Source organism: Paenibacillus sp. Marseille-Q7038 (assembly GCF_965111595.1).
This window is the reverse complement of sequence record NZ_CBCOOM010000009.1, coordinates 1-1,326: the sequence shown is the minus strand read 5'-3', so window position 1 is coordinate 1,326 and position 1,326 is coordinate 1. Positions and strand designations below refer to the sequence as shown.

2 protein-coding genes are annotated in these 1,326 nt (G+C 35.2%); both read left to right on the top strand.

Annotated elements, in window-relative coordinates; translation table 11 throughout:
* Positions 1-659, top strand: a 659-nt coding sequence (locus ACWPWY_RS23535) for a nucleotidyltransferase (RefSeq protein WP_454193953.1), incomplete at its 5' end; no start/stop codon positions are given.
* 213 nt (positions 660-872) lie between these two features.
* Positions 873-1,326: Type 1 glutamine amidotransferase-like domain-containing protein (locus ACWPWY_RS23530; protein ID WP_454193952.1), on the top strand; the 454-nt coding region annotated here is incomplete at its 3' end.

The window sequence follows — 1,326 nt, the reverse complement described above, 5'->3', positions numbered from 1 at the left end:
TTTATATGTGTGGCTCGATTCCAAAAGGAACAGCTAAACCTTTTAAGTCAGATGCAGACTTTACTATTGTATGTGTAAATCCCAAAGATATTGATTACGAAAGATTGTCAAATATTAAAGACAGGCTTTTGGAAGAATATCCAGTAGTAACTAAGATTGATACGGTAATTTGCTCGATTGACGATGTATTAAGTAAACCAAATGAGTGGGGTTTTTGGGTTAAGATAATTTGTGTTTGCATATATGGTCAGGATGTTGGTGAAAAAGTACCACCGATAATTATTTCTCCAGAGTTCATTTTAGACTTAAATACAGAGACCAAGGAGGAAGTAGATCGGATACATCGTTTACTTTCTAATGCTAGTGATAACACAATGAAAACTAGATATATTAAAGGTTACTCTAAGAGATTAATTCGTGCATTATACTCTTTGGTTTTAGAAGATACAGGTGTATGGCAAGATGACATGATTAAGATGAAGAATGCCATATTAAACTATTGTGAGATTGACTCCGTTTTAGTTGATTATTTGTATGCTTGTTACTTGGATAGTAATAATGTACTTGTTGAAGAGTTTCTGGGAATTGCAGATGAAGTATATAGCTATTTTGAGAATGCCTTAAATACAATGGCTGCTTCCAGAACTTCCTTCGACTAACAACATATTGACGATCCGGGTCACTCTGAGAAGCGAGTGACTCTATCCAGTCCCCCAAGCCCGTCGGGACGTCACTGCATTAGGTGTTCGGCAAGCACTACAACTATAAGCAGCGACTCTAAGGGGCCAGGACGTCGTCAATACAAAACGTTAGCAGAAATCAGGGGATTAAATTATAAAGATTAGATAAACTATTTAAGGACGGGGATTTCAATGAGTAGCTTGTTACTAACCTCTTGTGGTTTTTATACTGAAGATATTAAAAATCAATTTCTGGATTTTATTGATACAGATGTTTCTCAATTAAAGGTCTCTATTATTACAACAGCATCTCCTATGAAAGAAAATAATAGATATGCACAAAGGGCAATGCAAGATTTCAAGGACATGGGGTTTCAGCATATTAATTTTGTAGATATAGAATTGGATGACCCGCAAATTCTCATACATAGAGATGTTATATATATCAATGGTGGAAATCCATTTACATTATTGTATTACGCTAAGAAAAGTGGTGCTGATGAAATTATTAAAACACTGGCCGCACAGAATGTAATTATAGTTGGAGTAAGTGCTGGAACGTTATTACTGGGGCCGAATATTAACATTGTCGATTTCTTTACTCCACAGATGAACACAATGAATTTAACGGATTTTAAGGCATTAG